This window comes from Algibacter mikhailovii (genome assembly GCF_014651495.1).
Classification (GTDB): Bacteria; Bacteroidota; Bacteroidia; order Flavobacteriales; family Flavobacteriaceae; genus Algibacter_E; species Algibacter_E mikhailovii.
In genome coordinates this window covers 134,985-149,132 of the sequence record NZ_BMWZ01000004.1, presented here as the reverse complement: position 1 = coordinate 149,132, position 14,148 = coordinate 134,985, and the positions used below count along the sequence as shown (strand labels likewise).

Annotated in this window: 11 protein-coding genes; 1 reads left to right on the top strand and 10 read right to left on the bottom strand. The window is 35.0% G+C overall.

Features of this window, described 5'->3' with window-relative positions:
- Positions 1-1,305 (bottom strand): DUF819 family protein, encoded by a 1,305-nt coding sequence (locus tag IE051_RS09360; RefSeq protein ID WP_189360522.1) that lies wholly within the window; start codon positions 1,303-1,305, stop codon positions 1-3.
- Between the two features lie 478 nt (positions 1,306-1,783).
- Positions 1,784-2,377 carry an alpha-ketoglutarate-dependent dioxygenase AlkB family protein gene (locus IE051_RS09355; protein ID WP_189360521.1) on the bottom strand — a complete coding sequence of 198 codons (594 nt, stop codon included), beginning with the start codon at positions 2,375-2,377 and terminating at the stop codon, positions 1,784-1,786.
- Between the two features lie 39 nt (positions 2,378-2,416).
- On the opposite strand from IE051_RS09355, the gene IE051_RS09350 reads away from it, so the two are divergent.
- Positions 2,417-3,082 carry a M15 family metallopeptidase gene (locus tag IE051_RS09350; RefSeq protein ID WP_189360520.1) on the top strand — a complete coding sequence of 222 codons (666 nt, stop codon included), beginning with the start codon at positions 2,417-2,419 and terminating at the stop codon, positions 3,080-3,082.
- A 191-nt stretch (positions 3,083-3,273) separates the two neighbouring features.
- On the opposite strand, the gene IE051_RS09345 is transcribed toward IE051_RS09350, so the two are convergent.
- The 8 genes from IE051_RS09345 to IE051_RS09310 form a co-directional block, all read right to left on the bottom strand.
- Complete coding sequence (locus tag IE051_RS09345) at positions 3,274-3,777, bottom strand: cupin domain-containing protein (RefSeq protein WP_189360519.1); 504 nt, start codon at positions 3,775-3,777, stop codon at positions 3,274-3,276.
- Positions 3,778-3,781: 4 nt separating this feature from the next.
- Positions 3,782-5,452: a sulfatase family protein gene (locus IE051_RS09340; RefSeq protein ID WP_189360518.1), complete on the bottom strand. Its 1,671-nt coding sequence runs from the start codon at positions 5,450-5,452 to the stop codon at positions 3,782-3,784.
- Between the two features lie 58 nt (positions 5,453-5,510).
- Complete coding sequence (locus tag IE051_RS09335) at positions 5,511-6,752, bottom strand: DEAD/DEAH box helicase (RefSeq protein ID WP_189360517.1); 1,242 nt, start codon at positions 6,750-6,752, stop codon at positions 5,511-5,513.
- A 42-nt stretch (positions 6,753-6,794) separates the two neighbouring features.
- On the bottom strand, positions 6,795-7,430 hold the full coding sequence (locus tag IE051_RS09330) for an MOSC domain-containing protein (protein ID WP_189360516.1): 636 nt from the start codon (positions 7,428-7,430) through the stop codon (positions 6,795-6,797).
- Between the two features lie 53 nt (positions 7,431-7,483).
- Positions 7,484-11,128: an ABC transporter permease/M1 family aminopeptidase gene (locus tag IE051_RS09325; RefSeq protein ID WP_189360515.1), complete on the bottom strand. Its 3,645-nt coding sequence runs from the start codon at positions 11,126-11,128 to the stop codon at positions 7,484-7,486.
- Between the two features lie 34 nt (positions 11,129-11,162).
- Positions 11,163-12,050 (bottom strand): ABC transporter ATP-binding protein, encoded by an 888-nt coding sequence (locus IE051_RS09320; RefSeq protein WP_189360514.1) that lies wholly within the window; start codon positions 12,048-12,050, stop codon positions 11,163-11,165.
- A 324-nt stretch (positions 12,051-12,374) separates the two neighbouring features.
- Complete coding sequence (locus tag IE051_RS18715) at positions 12,375-13,202, bottom strand: FKBP-type peptidyl-prolyl cis-trans isomerase (RefSeq protein WP_308427714.1); 828 nt, start codon at positions 13,200-13,202, stop codon at positions 12,375-12,377.
- A gap of 236 nt (positions 13,203-13,438) precedes the next feature.
- Positions 13,439-14,128: a helix-turn-helix transcriptional regulator gene (locus IE051_RS09310; protein WP_189360513.1), complete on the bottom strand. Its 690-nt coding sequence runs from the start codon at positions 14,126-14,128 to the stop codon at positions 13,439-13,441.
- Positions 14,129-14,148 lie beyond the last annotated feature (20 nt).

The following is a 14,148-nucleotide window of genomic DNA, read 5'->3' as shown; positions in this document are numbered from 1 at the left end:
CTAACCACCAGCAGCAATTTTCATGAGTTCAGCACAAAACATGGCTCCATAAGTTCCAACAACATATCCAAAAACAGCCAAAAGGACACCAACAGTGGCTAAGGACGGATGAAAGGCAGCCGCAACCACAGGGGCCGAAGCGGCTCCTCCTATATTGGCCTTGCTTCCAACGGCCAAAAAGAAGTAGGGTGCTCGAATAAGTTTAGCTACTATAATTAGTAGGAGAACATGTATTGTCATCCAAATTAGACCAATAATAATTAAACCTGGATTTTCTGTGATTTTGGTTAAATCCATTTTCATGCCTATGCTGGCGACAAGAATATAGATGAATACACTTCCTATTTTACTCGCACCAGCACCTTCATATTGCTTTAACTTTGTAAATGATAGTGCAATTCCGGTGGCTGTTGCTATGGTTATCATCCAGAAAAATGAAGAGCCAAAGGACGATAGAGCAGAAGATTTATCTTGGACAATGCTAAAATTAGATTTTAAGAATGCTGAAATGGTATTGGCACCATAATGCGATAAGCCTACAACCGAAAAGGCGATGCCCAATATAATCATGTAGTCGGTTAAGGTTGGATTTCTCGATATTTTATCGGCGTATGATGACACACGTTCCTTTAGTGTTTCGATAGCACTGTTATCTGCTTTCAACCAGATATCTATTTTATCTGATTTACCTATGCCAAGCAGTAAAATTGCCATCCATATATTAGCAACTACGATGTCTACAATAACAAAACCGGCATAGTTACTTGTGTTATATCCATAAATCTCTAACATAGCAGCTTGATTTGCGCCACCACCTATCCAGCTTCCTGCTAGGGTGGCTAAACCACGCCAAACGGCATCAGGTCCTACGCCACCAACGGTTTCAGGTGAAAAAATGGAAACACACAAAATGGCTAGTGGCCCCCCGATAATCACGCCTAAAGTGCCTGTTAAAAACATAATAAGAGCTTTGGGGCCTAGGTTGAAGATAGCTTTTAAATCAATACTTAATGTCAGTAATACCAATGCGGCGGGTAACATGTACCTACTCGCTATATAATATATCTGTGATTGATGTTCAACAACCTCTCCTGAGGTATTTATTGAAGTCCATTCTGGAGCAATAATGCCCAAAGTTGTGAGTGTTCCAGGAAGCATATAGGCTAATAATAGCGCAGGAATATATTTGTAGAATTTTTTCCAAAAAGCATTAGTACTTGATGCGGTGTAAAAAACCAATCCTAAAACTAGCATGAGTAGACCAAATACTATAGTGTCATTGGTAAATATAGGTTGAATATTCATAAAATTGTTTTGTCATTTCAAGCCAAGATATAAAAAATAAATAAAGCACTTAATTGTCTTTGGCATGAAAGTTGATTTCTTTTAATTGATTACATTCAAGCATAAGTTTATTGAGTGGTTACTTTAAACTTTAGAAATGTAAATCATATTTTGGTTGGTTAGTTAGTAAAAAAGCACTCCTATAGGGGTGCTTTTTTTGCTTTTACAGTTTCTATAAGTATGCATTTCATCGATAATAGTATAAATTTTACCTATAAGTGTTAAAAAAAGATGCATTTCGTCGAATATTGGTGTATTTAATCGTTGTTATATGAATAAGAATTATATATTTGGAGTGTACTAAATAACACACTTTTTAGTTCAATGGATTAATTAATTAATATTTGCATTATGGTCTTGATGTGGAAACCCCAAATCTAGCTTCATAATATAAAAAGCAAATTAAAAGAAAGCCGAGTTTGAGGGAACTCGGTTTTTTTTATGCAATAATTCTAAATGTTAAATTGATGCGTTTCCCAATTATTTTTTTTGTTTTAGGGATTTGATGTAGCCAGTTTTTCTGGGTTTCTCCAGACATTAACAATAAACTACCGTCTTCAAGCAGCAGTTTCGTTTTTAGAGCTTTGTCATGTTTATGTTTTAATTGAAATACTCGTGAGGCGCCGAAAGAAACTGAAGCGATAATTGGATTTTCACCTAGCTCTTTTTCGTCATCGGCATGCCAACCATTACTATCTTGTCCCGTTCTGTAAAGATTAGCTAAACAGCTTGTAAATTCAATATGTAATCCAGACTCAATCTTTTTTTTTATCGCATCGAGTTCTGCATTAAAGGGGATTGGATGCATTATAATATTACTGTATTTATAGGTCTCAATATTATTCGAAAAAAATGCGGTAAGCCTTGGTTGTGGATAGGTCTTTCCAAAAACAGTAATATCATCTTGTTGCCATTTTATCTTATGCAGTAGACTTTCGAAATAATTTTGAGCCTCATTTTCATTAAAAAAATTGGGGTAATAAACAACCTCGGCATTATCTAAGTTTAAATTTATGGGTGTTTTAAATAGCATATTATTTTATTTTCTAAATTAGCATAATTACAAGATTGTATGAAGTATGTTGTCATCTTTTTTATTTGTTTCTGGCCCGCGAATCTCATAGCTCAAATCCCGGATGGCTTTGTATCGGTTCAAGAAATCATTGATGATATAGAAATAGAACTTCGTTATTTTACCTCAAATAATTTTGTTGGCAAACCTATTGACGGTTATCATGCTAATAAATTAGTGCTCACCAGTGGGGCTGCTCGCGCTTTAAAACAGGTTCATGAAGAACTACAAGAAAGCAATTTATGCTTAAGAGTTTATGACGGATACAGGCCTCAAAGAGCCGTAAATCACTTTGTGCTCTGGGCAAGAGAAATAACCGATACCATTACAAAACAAAGGTACTATCCTGATGTTCAGAAAAGCAACCTCTTTAATGAGGGCTATATTGCAAGTAGATCTGGACATAGCCGAGGAAGCACTGTAGATTTAACTATTATTGATGGTAATACAGGAGAACCATTAGACATGGGCAGCCCCTACGATTTTTTCGGTGAAATTTCTTGGGTGAATTATAACGGTATTACTGAAAAGCAGCAAAAAAACAGGAATCTTTTACAATCTCTAATGCTTAAACATGGATTTAGGAATTATCCAAAGGAATGGTGGCATTTTACACTGAGAAATGAGCCATTTCCAAATACTTATTTTGATTTTTTAATAGAATAGGTGATTTTTGTAAATAAAGCATAGCCTCATACTTAGGACTATATGTTTAATAAACGTTTAGATGTAATATAATCCAAGCATCGTTAGTATGGCAAACAAAGGAATTACCGTTTTACTTTATGGTGTCCAAAATAAAATTGACTTAGGTTAAAAATGTTTTATACCATGGAAGGGTTTTCAGGAATCAAAATCTAAAGCCTAGTCAGTTTCGTTATTATGGCTTTATGTTTGGGAAAAGTGGTTATTAAAGATGCTCTATTAGCCAATTCAAAATCTTTAAAATCAAACCCAGGAGATACCGTGCAACCCAATAGGGCATAGGTGTTTTCATGAGTGACTTCAGCAGCAAACCAATACCCCGCTGGTACCATGTATTGGGGTAATTCACCTTTTTCTACATGATTACCAATAACTACTGAATTGTAATGCCCTTCTGCTGAAATAGTATGCAATATAATTGGGGTTCCCTTATAAAAATGCCAAATCTCGTCCTGCTTTATTCTGTGAAAAGCCGAAAATGTATCAGAGGTTAATAGGAAGTAAATACAGGTAGAATAATTTCGTTCACCTTCAAGCTCCTTGCCTAAGCTATCCTGATTAATGATGCCTTCACTTCTATAGGTTTCTTTGTAAAAGCCGCCTTCAGGGTGTGGTTCTAATTGTAAGCTTTCAATGATGTAATTGCATGCCTCCATAGTGTTATATTTTATTTTTAAGCTCATCCCATTTTGTATTTTTCCAATCGGTAGGTGGGCGGTCATTTTTAGAATCTTTAAAATACAATTCTGAAAGTTCTTTAACTACTTCCGGGTAACTATGCGCCACATTATGTAATTCAGCCGGATCATTTTTAATATTAAAAAGCTCAACTATTGGGGCCCTTCCTTCTAAATGATCTAAGTAGACTCCTGGTTCTAGGGTCCCTGTATAACGCAATAAATACTCGTCTTTTATAACAACCCAAGCTGGTGGAGCGTGTTTAGATTCAGTACTATGTGTTTTTGTTGTTTTGGTAATAAGGTATCCCCATTTATAGGAGTGCATACCAGACCAAGTTAAATATTTATGTATCGACCGGTTTTCATTAATCAAAGGGAGTAAACTTTTCCCATCAATATGTTTTGGTATTTCACCACCAGAAACATCAATTGCGGTGGGAAGAATATCCATAGTTGATATTAATTTATCCTTAATCCCTTTATTGGTTATACCCTGTGGCCAATGTAAAAACATTGGAACTCTAATGCCGCCTTGATAGTAAGTGCCTTTGTGCCCTGAAAAAGGCGTATTTGCGGGTAATGGAGATCCCGTTTTGTGTCCGTTATATGATCCGGCAGACATGGCTCCATTATCAGAGGTAAAAACAATTAGGGTGTTTTTGTATTTCTTTTTAGATTTTAGAAATTTTATAATTCTATTGACATTGGAGTCAACCCCATAAATATGAGCATAAAAATTATTTAGGATATGTGATTTTGAATCAAATCTATTATAATATTTTTTTGGTGCTACAGGCTCTAGTGAGTCATGAACGGCATGGTAATGAATTTGGATATAAAAAGGATCATTATTTTTAATTTGTACATCCATAAAGTCTATAGCTTTATCTGTAAATGTATCGGTATTATAATTTTTTTGAAGTCCCGCATGCTTAAAATTTTCCCAAACATTTGTGGCATTGTAGAAATTACTTGCCCAATGGTTATAGCCATAATAATAGTCAAACCCATTGTTTAATGGATGTTGTTCTTTTGAAACAGACCCCACGTAACCACTATTTTTAATCTTATTCTTTAATTTAGTCTTAGAACGATCTAATTTTGATAAACTCCCGTTTTCTGCGCGTTTTTCGTTTTCTAGAATAGCTTTGATTATTTGGTCGTCCCTTTTCCCTATATGCCATTTACCAATATGAGCCGTTTTATAATGTTGTTTTTTTAGTACATCTGCTAAATGGGTATTAGGTTTCAATCCAGATTTTTCGCAATCCACGTTGGTATAAACTCCAAATTTACTTTGAGAAGTACCGGTAGCAATGCCTAACCTAGACGGAGCACAAATATTACTTGACGTATAGGCATTAGTAAAAGTAATTCCTTCATTGGCAAGCTTAGAAAGTGTTGGAATAGCCAATTTGGAAAACTCGAGAGATTTATTCAAAGAATAACCTTCTAAGCTATCTACTAAATGAACAAAATAGGGATTAAAGTCTTGGATTGTAATGGTATCATTATAAACCCCAAATTGACCATAACCAAGATCATCCATCATTATAAAAATAATATTTGGTCTTTCATGCTCAGTTGTATTCTTACAGGATTGGAATGAATACAGTATGGCCAAAAGAATAATGAAACTTTTAAAATTCATATTATTCGTTTAGAATTTTAAATATAATCATTTGGTTATAAAGAAAATAAGCCGCATTCTAATACCAGCGCTTCTTTTTCTTTTTGGACGCCTCACTTTTCCTTCCTTTTTTATGTTTACTGCCTGTTTTTTTAGATTTGTGAACAATGGGTTTTGCTTTTGGATCTAAAGGGTAGGGGTGCTCTTCAATAATTTCTAACTGCAAATGAATGAGTTGTTGTATCGATTGCACATAGTTTTTTTCATCGGCGGAACATAAAGAGTATGCCATTCCAGATTTACCAGCTCTAGCGGTTCTTCCTATCCTATGAACATACGTTTCAGGGATATTAGGCAAATCAAAATTGACTACGGCATCCAAATTATTTATATCAATACCCCTTGCTGCTACATCTGTGGCTATTAAAATGGAAACATCCCCTTTCTTAAATTTATTTAGAGCCTCTTGTCTTGCTATTTGGCTTTTATCACCATGAATACTATCCGCTTTATAGCCATTTTTTAATAGGGTTTTTTCTAATTTATCAACACCAAATTTTGTCCGTCTAAAAATGATAATATTACCTTTAATTGTATTTCGTAATAGGTGCAGGCAGAGTTCTATTTTATTCTTTTTAGGAACGTAATAAAGTAACTGATTTACATTTTTTGAAGTTGATGCGTTTTGCGCTACCTCAATGCGCTCTGGTGCATTTAATATAGAAGAAGCTAATTGTTCCACTTTATATGGAATTGTTGCAGAGAATAAGAGGATCTGTTTATCACGCGTGCAAAGGCGTTCTATTTTTTTTACATCATCTATAAACCCCATTTCCAACATAAGGTCTGCCTCATCCAAAACCAATGTTTCAACATAGTCTAAATTAATAATATCTTGCTTGTGCAAATCTAATAAGCGTCCTGGCGTTGCAATGAGAATATCAACCCCTTTTTTTAGGATGTCTTTTTGAGGTTCTATTGAGGTGCCACCATAAATAACAGTGGTGGTTAAATTTGTATAGCTACTATAAGATTTAAAATTATCACCAATCTGTTGGGCCAATTCTCTCGTAGGACTTACAATAAGGGCTTTTATAGTTTTTCCCTTTTTAGGCGCGTCTTGTCTATCAAAAAGGCCTTGTAAAATAGGCAAGGCAAAGGCTGCCGTTTTACCCGTTCCTGTTTGGGCTGATACAATAATGTCTTTTCCTTCTAATACCTTAGGAATAGTTTTTTCTTGTACTAATGTTGGGTTATCATATCCCGCTTCGGCTATAGCCCTTAAAATAGGTCTGTTGAGTTTTAAGTCTTTAAATGACATCTAATTTTATTTGTTGCAAAGATATGACAAACCTATTCAAGACTATTTTAGAAATGCTTTCAGTTTATCTCTTTTTCGTTGAGGAAGGGCGTTATTATCCAGTATTCGCTTAATATGGTCCATATTTTTTTCTTGACTGTAAAGTAATTTAAAGAACTGCCAAGTACTTATGCTGTCTTTTGCTTTGGCAACTAATTCTATTACGTCGCCAGTTTGCACATAGCCTTCTTCTAAAACACGGATATAAGTGCCAGAGTACCCATAGTCAATAAACTGCTTTAATACATTTTGCGATCCAAATTTAGCACCAAACTTGAAGCAAGGTTCTCTAGGTTGTGTGACTTGAATAAGTGTTTCGCCAATTCTATAGAGATCACCAATATGAATGTCTTTTTCATTTAAACCTGAAACAGTCAGGTTTTCTCCAAACATTCCCCAACCCCACTCCAGAGTAGGGTATAAGGTTTTCCAGTAATCATAATGATTTTCAGAAAATAAATAGCATGCTTTAAACGCTCCGCCATGCACGTTTCTATCTGATACCTCATCATGCTCAACCCCTTGATTTCCCAAAAGAATAGGTTCATGTACAGGTTTTTTATAGATACCTGTTTTAACCTCTGAACCATTCCAAATAATAGTTCTGGGTTTTGCAATATTGGTCGAGATAATTTTCATACTTTAAAAATAATAAAAGTCACGTTAGTGATTGATGTTTTTGTTATTAGCGGTTACTCCTCCGCCGGACTAATAGTAATTAAATTATCATCTGGAATGAGGTCAATCATTTTATTATAGGGGTCAATTCCAGCTTTTATAGGCAGCTTTTTTGTAATAAAGGTATATTTAGATTTGCCGGATTTAATCCATTCTTTTTTAATCATGAGAGGAGATTTAGAGGTCATGCCATTTTCGTTTTTGCCATCGTTTTCAAAAATGCCAATATCTAACAGATTAGGTTGTTCACTAGAACCTAGCTGGGTGCCATTGCCATCAAAGAATTCTTTTTTACTTTCAACATGAATGGTCACCTCATAGGTGTCATTTTCAAGCTTTTTATAGGTCGCTTCTATGGCCTTATTTGAATACAAAGTGATTTTTTCAAAACTATCTTCCAAATAATACTGCATAGAATCCGGAGTAACAGATTTAATATAATCATACCATTCGGTAGTTGTTGTAAAAGGTGCTTTTTCTCTAAATTTGGCTGCATGCATATAGGCTTTAAACCCATTATTTAAATTCCGCTCTCCAATAAGGTCTTGTAAACCATAAAGAATAAGACCTCCTTTTTGATACCAAACATAGGCTTGTGTGTCATTATCTAGTAAGGTTTTTTCAAACTTACTTTCATTTGCTCTACCCCTTAAATAGCGGTCTAATTCTCTTTTTAGAAATTTTTGCATAGCATCAATACCATACTCTTTTTTCATAACCATAAGCGATGAATATTCAGCCATAGATTCAGATATTTGATTAGACCCCCTGGTTGATGATGGCGTGATTTGGTGTCCCCACCATTGATGGGCAACTTCATGGGCCGTCACCATATAGGCATAATCAATATCTTCGGGGTCGCTAAAATCACCAACCCAGCCAAAGCTTTCAGAATATGGGACGGTATTAGGAAATGATTGCGCAAAGGATGCATACCTCGGGAATTCTAAAATACGCATCTGCCTATATTGATATGGACCATAGCTTTCAGAAAAATAATCTAAAGAATGTTTAACAGATTTAGTAAACCGATCCAGATTGTAGGTGTGCGAAGGGTGATGGAAAATTTCTATATTCACCGTTTCACCTGAATTACCATTCCAGACTTCTTTATGCACATTATAATTGGCTGAAGAAATATTATAGAAAAAGTCAAGCTCACCTTCCATTTTATATGTGTAATATTTACGTCCATTTTCTTCCCATGCTTTTTGTAAATAGCCTGGCATTATGGCAATTTGATCTGGAGCTGTGCTTACAGTCCCCTCAAAAGTCACATAATCCGCATCATTATTAAATAATAAATTACTAAGTCCCCAGACATCATTTTGGTCGGGTAATTGATAGTCTTTTACAGGAAGATCATGCTTTTTTCGGTCTTTATCACTGGTTAACTCCCCTCCAGTATTATAACCAAAAGAAGGAAAAAAATCATTGTTCAGAAATGTGCCATTATAGACAATGTCTGAACCCATACCTTCATTAGGGAATCCTTTATAAGAGCCTGTAACCTCCAATATCATTTTAACCGTATCATTAGGTTTTAACGGTTGGTCAAAAGCATAAATTTCATAACCAAAATCGTCATAGCGCTTGCCCAAAATTGGTTTTTCACCGTCAATGGTAAATGTATTTATTTCTTTTTTCAGCAAGCCCTCAGCGCCCCATAGTAGATGTAACGAATCAATAACCTCAGTGGACTTATTCACCATTAGGTAGGTTGCTTTTATTTTGGCACTTCTTTTTTCAGGGAATAGATCGGCATTTACCTTAACATCTATGACTTTGGGTTGGGCAATTTGGTCATATTTGTTTAATTGCTTTTCATATTCAGCTTGACCTAATATCCCTTGTTTAACGGTACGGTATTTATTGACTGTTTTAGTATTGTAATTTATAAAGGCACCAGAGGCAATAAAAACAATAAATAATAAACTAAAGGTACCAACTGTTTTTATGTTAAGACGTTCTTTGGCTATTTGCCAGCGTGCTTTTCGTCCAGAATCGGTACCACGCTTCCAGAACATATAGCCAATAACAAGCAAAACAAAACCACATGCCAACCAATAGGTTCTAAACCAAAATAAGGCTGTACCAAAATGACCAAATCCATTCATGTCTGAAAGGACATATCTTGGCGCATAACCATACAAATAGAGATTGTTATTTACATCAACAAAGCTATTTAATGCAAACAGTAAAGCCCAAATGGCTATTGCAATAACGTGACCCATAAACTTTTTTGTAACAACGGAATGCACAAAAAAGGCAAGTAAAATGAAGGTAATATATTTAGGAAATTCGATGAGGTATAAGTCAATAAAATACATGTCAAATTCAAAATTAAAATACCCTTTGGCAATCTGTGTTAAAACGCCACTAACCAAAACCATGTTAACAAGAACGAAACTCACCATAACTAGCGCTAAAAATTTTGAAGCGTATACTAAGCGATTTGATAAAGGAAGGGCACCAAATATTTGATTGTAATTAACAGTGCGTTCTCTATGTAATACTTCCCCAGTCATAAACACAATGAGGACAAAGATGAGAATCACAAAATTAAAATCCTTTACTTCTAGCATATAGTATGTCAGCGGCAATGATGGGGTGCCATAGACTGGAAATCCATAAAACGCATCGAATAGTAAAAAGGCAACTGCTGCGATTAATATGGCCTTAAAAAAGTTGTCCCTTATAATATTTTTGAACTCCATAAAGGCGAGACTAAATAAAAGGTTAAGGCTTAGTTTTCCTGAAAATACTTGAGTTACTTTTGGCACTTTTGTTAAAGCCGCCGAAGGATTAGATTCGTCTAAGTTTTTATCTCTTTTTTTGGACTTATAATTATCATTCACGAACGTAATAAAGTCAAATTTAAAGAGGGTGAACAGAAAAGCTAGAAGGCCTATGCCTACCCAGAGTAAGCGATTCCAAAAAAGTAAGCCTGAAATTGGAATGGTTAGGGCGTTTTGTTCTACTGGGGTCCAATACCTTATGATATTGGAGTAGGTACCTAAAGCGAATGGGTCTAAGAGACTCACTAAATCTTTGTTTTCAATGTCTTGTGTAAGCGTTAATGTGATTAAGTATATGATGAAAAGAATGGCACCTCCAGCATAGGCTAGCATCACCTTTTTGGTTAAACTCACTAAAGCAAAGAATATACAACCAGCAAAGAAAAAGTTTGTCCAGCATAATACTAATGTGGGTTGGATATAATGCCAAAGATTTAAGGATGTAAAGCGTTCGGCCTCAGTGAAACCAGCATAGGGTCCAATTTCAAACCCTATAATTAATCCAATATGAAAGCCCAATGTAATTAGGAAGAGTATTGACATAGAGCCCAAAAACCGACCTAAAATATAGCCTTTTTCACTTATAGGATAAGAGAAGTAGTAGTTCTTAGTTTTGTGCTCAATATCCCTGTAAACAGGCACACCCATTATAGCACTAGCCAGCATGATGCCAAAAATACTAATGATGGATAACATTCTAGCAATTGAAACAGGCGAATTCACAAAGGTCTTTTCTGATGCAGGAACATCCCCACTAATAGAGATAATAAGCCCAAAAACTAAAAGAATTCCAAAATAGGCCCAGGTGGCTGGTCGCTTTAGTCTGTATTTTATTTCGAATAAGAAGATTTCTTTAAACATAATTGAATTAATTGAAGTGAACGTTAAAAAGTAATTATGCCGAAACAGTGTTCATGCGCGTCGTAATTTCAGAAAAATAAACATCTTCTAAATTCGCCGTAGAAGCCTGAAAAGACGCCTCTGGTTGGTTATCGCTTAACACGTGAATTACAGTTTTACCACTTTTAAGATATGTAGAAATCACTTGAAATTCTTCTTGGTAGTTATTCAGTTCTGCTTTTTCAATAGTTTTTTTCCAAATTCGGCCTTTTATACCTTCAGTTAAAACAATGGGGTTACCTTTTGCCACAACCTCTCCAAGACATATAATAGCCATATTGTTGCAGAGGTTAGAAATATCTTCAACGATATGAGTAGATAATATAACAATGGTGTTCTCTCCAATTTCACTTAATAAATTATGAAAGCGAACGCGTTCTGCAGGGTCTAAACCCGCCGTTGGTTCATCAACAATAATCAATTTTGGATCACCAATTAGGGCTTGCGCAATGCCAAATCGCTGTTTCATACCGCCAGAGTAGGTGCCTAAACTTTTATTTCGAAACTGCCATAAATTGGTTTTGTTTAATAATGATTCAACCAAATCTTTACGCTCAGCTTTGTTGGAAACGCCTTTAAGAGAAGCGATATGGTTCAACATATTATAAGAACTTATTTTAGGGTAAACACCAAATTCTTGCGGTAAATAACCTAAAATTTTACGCACCTGTTCTTTATTATTTAAAACATCAATATCACCTAGGGTTACAGTGCCAGAGTCCGCTTGTTGCAAGGTGGCCAATGTTCTCATTAAGGATGATTTTCCTGCGCCGTTAGGTCCTAATAGTCCAAACATGCCCGATGGAATATCAAGGGAAACATTTTTTAATGCTTGTACGCCATTGGAATAGGTTTTGTTTAAATTGCTGATCTGTAATCCCATATTAAGTGATTTTTTGGTTGGTAAGTTCTTAAAGATAGCTAAATTTTAGGTTATTTCATTTCATTAAAGTGGTATTGCTTTAAACATTGTAATTTTTAATCGATTGATTATTAATTACAAAAGATGACTTTATAGTTTAATGTTTGCAGATATTGAGAGGGACTTCTGTGGCCCGTAGGTTGATGTCCCAAGGAGCTGTTTTACGTGCAGTATCCAAGAACAATCCCAAGAAAGTACTTCGAGACAGCAATAACTCATCAATTAACTTCATAAAAAAACCACCTTGAAAAACAAGGTGGTTGTAATTTTATGCGTAATGAGGTTCTAGTTAACGGAAATGACTTCAACGTCAAAAATAAGTACAGAACCCGCAGGTAAACCGCCAATAGCACTATTGCCATAGGCTAAGTGAGATGGTATAAAAAGGGTACCACTACCACCTTCTTTAAACTTAGTAAGGCCTTCAGCAAATCCAGGGATTAAGGTTGCTAAATTGAAATTTACACTACTTGCACTTTCATCAAATACTTCTTCATTAGTAAAATAACCTTTATAGGTTAAACTTACCTCATCTTGTAAAGTCACTTGTGCGCCATCACCAGGTTCATCTATAATGTAATAAAGTCCAGAATCTGTCTTTTGAGCTTCTAAATTATTCGCACTTAAATAACTATTGATTTGTTGATCATTTTCAGTAACATAATTCACATAAACAAGTTCTATGTCAAATATTAGCACAGACCCACCAGGTATATTATTGTAATCATTGCTACCATAGGCCAAATGGGAAGGAATAAGCAGTTTACCACTACCACCTTCTTGGAAATAGGTAAGCCCTTCAGCCCAACCACTAATAACGTTTTGTAGAAAGAAAGAAATACCTTCGTCATCACTTTCATCAAAAACAGTTCCGTTTGTATAATAGCCTTTATAGCTAACTTTAACACGATCAGTTGATATAGGGTTCTCTCCGATACCAGGTTCATCAATAACGTAGTATAGACCAGAATTACTTCGTTGTGCCGTTAAATTATTTGCGGTTATGTATGCTTTTATTTCCTCTTCATTAAGTGAGGTGTAATCTTTGGGAGTATCATCACTGCTGCATGATGCAAACAAAACCAAAGTAAGGAGAACTAATATATGTTTCATATTATAAAATTTAATTTTGCAAAAATAGTTAAGAACGTATAGTCTTGGAGGGTTTTAACTGTTAAAATTAAACCAAAATATAGGACGTCTATTAGCACAAAATAACTACAATTTCAAGGATGTTGCTTTCATTCATCGCAAAGACTAGTAAGAAATAAGAACGGTTATTTTCATAACAGAACTACTGGGGAAAAATGAAAAACTGTCAATTGTGAATTGGGCGTAAACTAAAGTTCTTATTTGTCATATGGGCAAGATTGAAAATACGTTTGTAGATTGAATTTTCGATCTTCAAATTTGTCGTGTAGTATTTTAAAGTGTTCAATACGGTCAATTCTAAAGGCGCGATAATCATGACGTAAATGACACCACGCCATTAAAATCCACTTATGGTTTGTGGAATAGAAAGCATATGGTTCTATTTTTCTAAATGAACTTTGGGTATCGTTTGCTTTGCAATAATTGATTTCAATGTAATTAAAGTTGGTTATCGCCAATTGAATTTCAGAAAGAGCATTACTGGTCAAATTTTCATGGTTAGCGTCAAAAATGTGAATTTTACTATCTAAAAGCTCACTTTTCTCCTGAATTGAAGACCTGAATACTGATTTTATTTTGATTAGCGCCTCTTTAAAATCTTCAATAAAAGAGACGTCTTGAGTTTGATTAACTAAATGCTGTGCGGTAATTAAGGCGTTGGCTTGTTTTTCAGTAAATTGAACCGGCGAAATATGGTAGCCTTCCATCAGCGAATATCCTCGCCCTTCAATTGTTGTCACCGGAATGCCTGCCTCTTCAAGTTTTCTAATATCTCTATAAATCGTTCTAATGCTAACATTGAACTTATTAGCAAGTTCAGTTGCAGTTAAAAGTCTTTTGGACCTTAATAACGTCAGAATACTTATGAGTCTTGATAATTGTGACATGAAAACAAAGATAGCGAACG

Excerpts from the sequence above, each read along its gene's own strand:
- IE051_RS18715 (WP_308427714.1), bottom strand. The coding sequence starts at position 13,202 with ATGAAACATATATTAGTTCTCCTTACTTTGGTTTTGTTTGCATCATGC.
- IE051_RS09320 (WP_189360514.1), bottom strand. The coding sequence starts at position 12,050 with ATGGGATTACAGATCAGCAATTTAAACAAAACCTATTCCAATGGCGTA.
- IE051_RS09330 (WP_189360516.1), bottom strand. The coding sequence starts at position 7,430 with ATGAAAATTATCTCGACCAATATTGCAAAACCCAGAACTATTATTTGG.
- IE051_RS09360 (WP_189360522.1), bottom strand. The coding sequence starts at position 1,305 with ATGAATATTCAACCTATATTTACCAATGACACTATAGTATTTGGTCTA.
- IE051_RS09355 (WP_189360521.1), bottom strand. The coding sequence starts at position 2,377 with ATGCTATTTAAAACACCCATAAATTTAAACTTAGATAATGCCGAGGTT.
- IE051_RS09310 (WP_189360513.1), bottom strand. The coding sequence starts at position 14,128 with ATGTCACAATTATCAAGACTCATAAGTATTCTGACGTTATTAAGGTCC.
- IE051_RS09325 (WP_189360515.1), bottom strand. The coding sequence starts at position 11,128 with ATGTTTAAAGAAATCTTCTTATTCGAAATAAAATACAGACTAAAGCGA.
- IE051_RS09345 (WP_189360519.1), bottom strand. The coding sequence starts at position 3,777 with ATGGAGGCATGCAATTACATCATTGAAAGCTTACAATTAGAACCACAC.
- IE051_RS09350 (WP_189360520.1), top strand. The coding sequence starts at position 2,417 with ATGAAGTATGTTGTCATCTTTTTTATTTGTTTCTGGCCCGCGAATCTC.
- IE051_RS09340 (WP_189360518.1), bottom strand. The coding sequence starts at position 5,452 with ATGAATTTTAAAAGTTTCATTATTCTTTTGGCCATACTGTATTCATTC.
- IE051_RS09335 (WP_189360517.1), bottom strand. The coding sequence starts at position 6,752 with ATGTCATTTAAAGACTTAAAACTCAACAGACCTATTTTAAGGGCTATA.